Origin of the sequence: uncultured Paraglaciecola sp. (assembly GCF_913020055.1) — a bacterium.
Taxonomy (GTDB): Bacteria; Pseudomonadota; Gammaproteobacteria; order Enterobacterales; family Alteromonadaceae; genus Paraglaciecola.
Map to the genome: position 1 here is coordinate 22,785 of NZ_CAJWCF010000058.1, position 7,560 is coordinate 30,344.

Annotated in this window: 9 protein-coding genes; all 9 read left to right on the forward strand. The window is 40.6% G+C overall.

What is annotated here, in order from left to right; genetic code table 11:
- Positions 1 to 2: 2 nt before the first annotated feature.
- The 9 genes from can (at position 3) to QZ488_RS13340 (ending at position 7,316) form a co-directional block, all read left to right on the forward strand.
- Positions 3 to 668 (forward strand): carbonate dehydratase, encoded by a 666-nt coding sequence (gene can / locus QZ488_RS13300; protein WP_293749473.1) that lies wholly within the window; start codon positions 3 to 5, stop codon positions 666 to 668.
- Positions 652 to 1,011 carry a hypothetical protein gene (locus QZ488_RS13305; RefSeq protein ID WP_293749475.1) on the forward strand — a complete coding sequence of 120 codons (360 nt, stop codon included), beginning with the start codon at positions 652 to 654 and terminating at the stop codon, positions 1,009 to 1,011. The genes can and QZ488_RS13305 overlap by 17 nt, the downstream gene beginning before the upstream one ends.
- Positions 1,012 to 1,037: 26 nt before the next feature.
- Positions 1,038 to 1,550, forward strand: a complete 513-nt coding sequence (locus QZ488_RS13310; RefSeq protein WP_293749477.1) for a CBS domain-containing protein — start codon at positions 1,038 to 1,040, stop codon at positions 1,548 to 1,550.
- Positions 1,551 to 1,571: 21 nt separating this feature from the next.
- A complete protein-coding gene (gene hemN / locus QZ488_RS13315; protein ID WP_293749479.1) occupies positions 1,572 to 2,945 on the forward strand; it encodes an oxygen-independent coproporphyrinogen III oxidase in 1,374 nt (457 codons plus the stop codon).
- 205 nt (positions 2,946 to 3,150) lie between these two features.
- The gene (locus QZ488_RS13320; RefSeq protein WP_293749482.1) at positions 3,151 to 4,473 is read left to right on the forward strand and encodes an anti-phage deoxyguanosine triphosphatase; all 1,323 of its coding nucleotides are present in this window, start codon (positions 3,151 to 3,153) and stop codon (positions 4,471 to 4,473) included.
- 112 nt (positions 4,474 to 4,585) lie between these two features.
- On the forward strand, positions 4,586 to 5,590 hold the full coding sequence (gene msrP / locus QZ488_RS13325; RefSeq protein ID WP_293749485.1) for a protein-methionine-sulfoxide reductase catalytic subunit MsrP: 1,005 nt from the start codon (positions 4,586 to 4,588) through the stop codon (positions 5,588 to 5,590).
- 12 nt (positions 5,591 to 5,602) lie between these two features.
- Positions 5,603 to 6,274, forward strand: coding sequence for a protein-methionine-sulfoxide reductase heme-binding subunit MsrQ (gene msrQ, locus QZ488_RS13330; RefSeq protein WP_293749488.1), 672 nt, complete (start codon positions 5,603 to 5,605; stop codon positions 6,272 to 6,274).
- Between the two features lie 63 nt (positions 6,275 to 6,337).
- The gene (locus QZ488_RS13335) at positions 6,338 to 6,715 is read left to right on the forward strand and encodes a hypothetical protein (protein WP_293749490.1); all 378 of its coding nucleotides are present in this window, start codon (positions 6,338 to 6,340) and stop codon (positions 6,713 to 6,715) included.
- A gap of 121 nt (positions 6,716 to 6,836) precedes the next feature.
- A complete protein-coding gene (locus tag QZ488_RS13340; RefSeq protein WP_293749492.1) occupies positions 6,837 to 7,316 on the forward strand; it encodes a YchJ family protein in 480 nt (159 codons plus the stop codon).
- Positions 7,317 to 7,560: the final 244 nt, after the last annotated feature.

Consider the following 7,560-nt stretch of genomic DNA (forward strand, 5'->3'; position numbering starts at 1 on the left):
CTATGCCAACACTTGCGCAACTACTCAGTAACAACCGCACATGGGCGGCTAAAGTCAAACAAGACGATCCTACTTTTTTTGAACGTTTGGAGGCCATTCAACGCCCCGAATATTTGTGGATTGGTTGTTCGGACAGTCGAGTACCAGCCAATCAGATTGTCGATTTAGCCCCAGGAGAGCTGTTTGTTCATCGCAATATCGCTAATCAAGTGGTGCATACTGACTTCAACTGCTTAGCCGTGGTGCAATACGCCATTGAAGTGCTGAGAGTGAAACAAATTATCGTCTGTGGGCATTATGGCTGTGGTGGTATTGCCGCTGCCCTAGGCCATGACGAATATGGGGTGGTGGATAATTGGCTAAGGCACATAAAAGACATTAGTTTTGCCCATCAACAGGAGCTTAATAGGCTGTCAGACAAGGAAAAAGAGAATCGTTTATGTGAGCTAAATGTAGTCACTCAAGTGAAAAATTTGGCACGCACTAAAGCGGTACAATACGCTTGGAATAGAGGGCAAACGTTAGACATACATGGCTGGGTTTATGGTTTGCATGACGGTTTGATAAAAGATCTGAAAGTCACCGCCTCGAGTCGAGCAGCGGTCGATGATATTTATCAATTACACGAAACCAAACGTGGCAGCCGCCCTAATGCCAGTACTAGCTGACACAAATGCAAACAATCCATTTGTGGCTAACTGGTCTGCAAAGGGTCACACCCTATGTCTAGGGCATTGGACTATTACCTACCAAGGTTTACCCCTTGTCTTACCTTTAAAGCAAGCTGACAACCACATGCACACCTTCGGTATTTTTTCGTGGATAAATCCAGATGACGAAGATTACGCTGAAGGGCTACCTGAACCACAATGGATTGAGAAAAATGCAGAATGGTTATTGGCTGTCTTTGATCTACATCACATTGAGTTTGATGAAAGTCACATACACTGGTTTTATGAGGCCGTGAATGTCGATGATTGGCGCTGTGGCAGCTGCGGTGGCTGTATTTAATGAGAAAACAATTGGAGTAATAAAAAATGGAAACACAAATAAGTGTTAAAAATGAAGTCCATGAGTATCTAAATCAAATATCGCTCAAAGATATTATGTCTAAAAATGTGCTTACAGTTTATGAAGGTTGGTCTATTCGCCGATTATCTCAGTTTTTTATTAAACATCAGATCTCCGGCGCACCGGTAATTGCAGCAGATGACGAGTTAGTAGGCGTAGTCACGCAATCCGATGTTATTCGCTTTGAAAGCAGTGACCCTAGCGAAGATGACGTTAAGAAAATGCTGACGCAATTTTGTGGACCATTTGGCGGAGTACCTGATGAGGCCGAAATTCGCCGTATTCAAGACAAGGCAAATGACTACTGTACTGTTAATTCGATCATGACGCCTAAGGTCATGTCAGTTGATATCAAAACGTCACTTACTAACACTTACAGCACGTTAGTCAATGAGGATGTGCATCGTTTATTTATAACCGAAAATGGCTTATTGGTGGGTGTGATATCTGCCATGGATATTCTTAAAAAAATTGTCTGATGACAGGAAAGGCAAGTACAAATGAAGACAGTCAATTTTTTTGAACAAAAACTACTGAACAAGTATGACACCAGTGGTCCTAGGTATACCTCCTACCCTACAGCGTTGGAGTTTAGTGATAACTTTAGTAACGATGAACTAATACGTGCAGGACAATCATCTAGCACTAAAGAGTTGTCTTTGTATTTGCATATCCCTTTTTGTCACAGTCTTTGTTATTACTGTGGTTGCAACAAGATAGTGACTCGGCATACAGCAAAGGCGGATATCTATCTTGATAACCTTGAAAAGGAGATTCTAAGCCGCGCCCAAACGTTTGGCACAAGGTCCATTCGTCAATTACATTTAGGTGGAGGCACGCCGAGTTTTTTGAGCCATGCCCAGCTTAGTAGACTAATTGCTAACTTGCGCAACAATTTCAGCTTCGCTAAGGACATCGAAATGAGTATCGAGGTTGACCCACGAGAGATTGAACTGGAATTAGCAGATCATCTGGCCAGCATCGGGTTTAATCGTCTGAGTATTGGTGTGCAAGATACTAATCAGAAAGTCCAAAAAGCGATTAATCGCCCCCAATCTACTGAATTCATTCAGTCACTGATTAAGCGCGCTAAATTGGTGGGTTTTACCTCGGTTAATATTGATTTAATTTATGGACTACCCCATCAAACAAAAGAAACCTTTAGCCAAACACTGGACGACGTCATCAACAAACTAAACGCTGATCGTATTTCATTATTTAGTTATGCGCATATGCCAAAGGTGTTTGCAGCACAGCGTAAGATCAGAGACGAATGGATGCCCAGCACCGATGATAAGTTTGCCTTAATGAAACTGGCCATCGAAACCCTGAGTGCTAACGGCTATGAGTTTATTGGCATGGATCATTTTGCTAAACCTACTGACGAATTGGCTAAAGCTCAGCAAAACGCTGAATTACACAGAAATTTTCAAGGCTATACCACCAAGGGCGATTGCGACTTATTAGGACTTGGGGTCTCTGCTATCAGCTCGGTAGACGATGTGTATAGTCAAAATGTTAAAACACTTAAAGACTATTATCAGCAGATTGATAATCAGGGACATGCGGTAGTGAAAGGGCGGCGCTTAAGCCAAGACGACAAAATTAGACGCTTGGTGATCAACCAGCTGATGTGTAATCTATATCTAGACAAAAAATCTGTAGAGCAAGAATTTAAGATTAACTTTGAGCAGTACTTTGCAGATGATATACGCTCACTCTCCCCTTTTATTAATGATGGTTTGTTAAAAAACACGGCTGAAAACATCAATGTTTCACCCAGAGCCAGACTACTGATCAGGAACATTTGTATGTCTTTTGACGCCTACCTTAAAAACCACTTAAATCAACAACGCTTTTCTAGGGTCATTTAAAACCAATCCGCCTACTAACCTAAACTAGATGACCTAATAAAATATTGAACAACCACTAACCTAAACAAATTCCATTAATTGAGTAAAAAGTATGTGCTTAATCGTTAGCAGAGATAATATGATGGCTTGATTAACTATGCGGCATCTGGTCACATGGCATTTAAGTAGTCGCATTTAAAATTTTAGTGTGGAGCAGATGTAAATTATGGAAATTTGGACACAACGTAGGCATGGCCAGAAACTTCAGCGGGAAGGTGATCACCGCACTCCTTATCAGCGAGATAAGGCCAGAATATTACATTCCGCAGCTTTCAGACGACTTCAAGCCAAAACTCAAGTACTAGGTGTAGGCATGAGTGATTTTTACCGCACTCGACTGACACATTCTTTAGAAGCCTCTCAAATAGGCCAAGGTATAGCGGCACAGCTAAGAAGTAAATATGCTGAATTAACCGAACACTTGGGTTTGAATGACACCTTGATTGAGGCCTTATGTTTAGCCCATGATATTGGACACCCACCCTATGGTCATGGCGGTGAAGTAGCGCTGCACTATATGATGCGTGATCATGGTGGTTTCGAAGGAAATGGCCAAACCTTTAGAATTGTCACTAAGCTCGAGCCCTATACCGCCGAAAATGGCATGAACCTTAGCCGACGTACCTTGTTAGGTTTAATCAAATATCCCAATTATCTGCCGCAACTCAATATTCAGCCACAAGGACAAGAATCGGTCGCTCACCGTGAAGTTAAGGCATCACTTTGGCATCCACCCAAAGGTTTATATGAGTGTGATCAAGCTTCGTTTGAGTGGTTATTAGAGGGTTTTTCTAGCTCAGACACCCAACAATTTATGCAATTTAACAACACAAGTAAGGGCCATCACAAAACACAGTACAAATCTTTTGACTGTTCAATCATGGAACTGGCAGATGACATTGCTTACGGTATTCATGATCTCGAAGATGCCATAGTGATGGGCATTGTGAATCAATCACAATTTTATCAAGAAGTAGCAGAACCACTGCTTAAACTAGACATCGATTGGATGAACCAATACATAGTGGCACTCAGTGAAAAGTTATTTAGCCAACATCATCATGAACGTAAAGATGCCATAGGTGCTTTGGTTAACTGTTTTATTACCAATATAGAGATAAAGGAAACTGAACCTAAGTTTTCACAAGATTTACTCAAGTACAATGCGGTTTTCCCCGCTCCTTTTCACCAAGCTTTAGGTATATTTAAAACTTATGTTTTTAGTCGTGTGATCAGAAAACCCGAAATTCAAATGCTTGAATATAAAGGTCAACAAATCGTCATGGAATTGTTTCAGGCATTTGCTTCTGATCCTCAACGATTACTTCCCGATAACACACGTTTGCGCTGGTCTGAAGCCAATGACGCGGGTAATGGTCACAGGGTTATTACCGACTATATTTCGGGCATGACAGATGGCTTTGCTTCTAAATTATATGCAAGTTTGTTTTTGCCTTCCTCTGGTGCTGTGAGTGAAAAAATTGGTTAATCAAACCCCGCGGAATGTTAATTGATTATTTCGTGATAAAAACGTGAAGAAATTTTTGTGCCTATTTCGCTGTCTACTCGTATAAGTAGTTGATCAGAATAATGAGAACAAGATGTTAATTCGCACACCTAAATCCAGTGAAATAAAAGAAAACCAAGTCACCGACGAACACGTCTATCAAAACAGACGGCAACTATTAAAGTCGATGGGGTTTTTAGGTGCGTCAGCCTTATTAACAAACCAACATGCTAGCGCAAGTAGTTGGTTTGGTGGAGGTGATGATGAAACATTCAAAACCTCAGCACTTGAATTTTCACAACCCAAACACTTTCAATCAGAAGACGTGTTAACCCCAGAACAAAAAATCATCAGTCATAACAACTTTTATGAATTTGGCACTGGAAAAGCTGATCCTGTTACTAACTCACAATCTTTTAAAGTGGATCCTTGGTCGTTAACCATAGATGGACTGGTAGAAAAACCCATCACACTGGGTTACGACGATTTATATAAAGGCTTCGATTTAGAGGAACGTATTTACCGACTTCGCTGCGTTGAAGCATGGTCTATGGTGGTGCCTTGGATAGGGTTTTCATTAGCCGACCTAATTAAAAAAGCCAACCCACTTAGCTCAGCAAAATATGTAGTGTTTGACACCTTATACGATCCAGAACAGATGCCCGGACAACGCAATCGATTCTCAGGGGGCGGTATAGATTACCCTTACGTAGAAGGATTAAGGTTAGACGAAGCTATGCATCCATTAACACTTATGTCTGTTGGCTTGTATGGCAAAACATTACCCCCACAAAATGGCGCACCAATCAGACTCGTTGTGCCTTGGAAATATGGTTTTAAGAGCATTAAGTCAGTGGTACGCATTCGGCTCACTGATAAAAAACCCACAACCACATGGGAACAATTGGCTGCCAACGAATACGGCTTTTACGCCAATGTTAACCCACAAGTTGATCACCCCAGGTGGACACAGGCCAGTGAGCGCAGAATAACCACAGGCGGATTGTTTTCAAGAAACCGTATTGCAACGCAAATGTTCAATGGCTATCCAGAGGTGGCTACTCTGTATACAAATATGGATCTGAGAAAAAATTATTAAGTGGGTGTTGTTGTGATTAAATTTGTACGTATTACACCCGCACATACTTTTTGGCTTAAGGTATCGCTGCACATAACGTCGTTAAGCTTATTGTGTGTCACCTACTATCAAGCATTCACCGATCAGTTGGGCGCAGATCCAGTAAAAGCGATATTACATTTCACCGGCATTGGCGCGTTTAACTTATTGCTACTCTCGTTACTGATATCCCCCTTGGCTAAATATTGTCGCCAAGGACAATTAGTCACGCTTAGAAGACCCATTGGCCTGTATGCTTTTACTTACGCAGCTAGCCATTTTTCGAGTTATTTACTGTTTGAACTACAACTTGAATGGCCATTACTTTTATCTGAGTTAATCAAACGCCCCTATATAACTGTTGGTTTTGCTGCACTGTTAATTTTGAGTCTATTAACAGCAACCTCAACTAAATCAATACAAAAACGCATGGGAAGAACATGGCAAAAAACCCACAACTGGGTATATGTTGCCAGCTTACTGGTTGCCCTACATTATCTTTGGTCAGTTAAGTCAGAAATCATTCAGCCAATAATATATGCACTAGTATTATTAGTTTTATTAGCCAGTCGAAAGGCAAAATTTTTAAAACCTATAAAATCAGCACTGAATAAACGAGCAAACAAACGTACAAAAACACAACAAAGCAAAAAAAAGCTTGCATGATGATTTATACAGTACTACTGTATATACAACCACTGTATATAACATCACTACTGAGAAATCATTATGGCAAGTTTACATGCATTTACTAACAGCTCTACCCCACTCGCCACCATGCAAGTGCCTGCGGTTAATAGGCATAACAACGATATAAATGTTGAACATGCGCATAAGTGGACTTTCTTGGTAGCCAAGCATATTCGTTTTACTGACAAACAAAACTACTGTATACGCCTAACTAAACCTAAACAAAGCAGCTTATCACTATGGCTTGAAAAAATTGTCACAGGTGGTCAATGTGCAAATTTGTTTGTTGAACATTTATCATTAGACGAGGTAAGCTTTAAGCGCCTAAAACAGTTGTGTATTGATTACCAAGTAGCATTAGTTAATTTAATGCCAAATAACGAACAAAAAGGCAATGTAGTGCAAGGCCCTTGGTAGAAACCCACTGATAGATCACTCTTAGTAGAAAATAGATGTAGCCATTTACTATAGGTCGCTATTGACTCAGTTCGTTATGATCGCCTAGGCTTGGTTATCTATTTTCTTTAGACCTAACACTTTGACCAATATTACTAAAAACTGCTTTTGTGGTAACCAACGCCCATTTGAACAGTGTTGCCAGCCTATTATTAGCGGCAAAACAGCAGCACAAAACGCTGAACAGTTAATGCGCTCTCGTTTTACTGCTTATGTAATCGAAGATTTCCCCTATATTTTACAAACCTATGCATCACAACAACGTTCTGGCTTAACTGTTAGCCAACTGACTGACAGTGCACAAAATACACAATGGTTACACCTTCAAGTTTTAGCGCATCACCCACAACTCAACACGGCTCAAGTCGAATTTAAAGGCTTCTACCAAGTAGACGGGCGTTATTATGTGATGCATGAACTATCAGACTTTGTGCGTGAAGATGAAAAGTGGTGTTACACAACAGGTGTGATTCAAAAAGACTCGGGTGAATTTTCACCCGAACGTAACAGCCAATGTCTATGTGGCAGCGGTAAGAAGTTTAAGAAGTGTTGTGGGACATAGCGTACTTGCGATCTTCTTATCTTTAAGACAAACGAATATCCAGAATAGCCTAGGCTTTATTTAGCTTTGTTCTGCCCCTGTTATTCTGTAGTCTAAACACAAGCGTTTTCATCTAGGATTAAACACTTATTCAGGTGGTCTTTGCTGTTTTTAATAAACATATTCACTTAGTTTAAGCATAAAAATAATGACTTCTTTTAATACGAGCAAAGTAACTCCCACATTATGGCATTGCTATAACGCC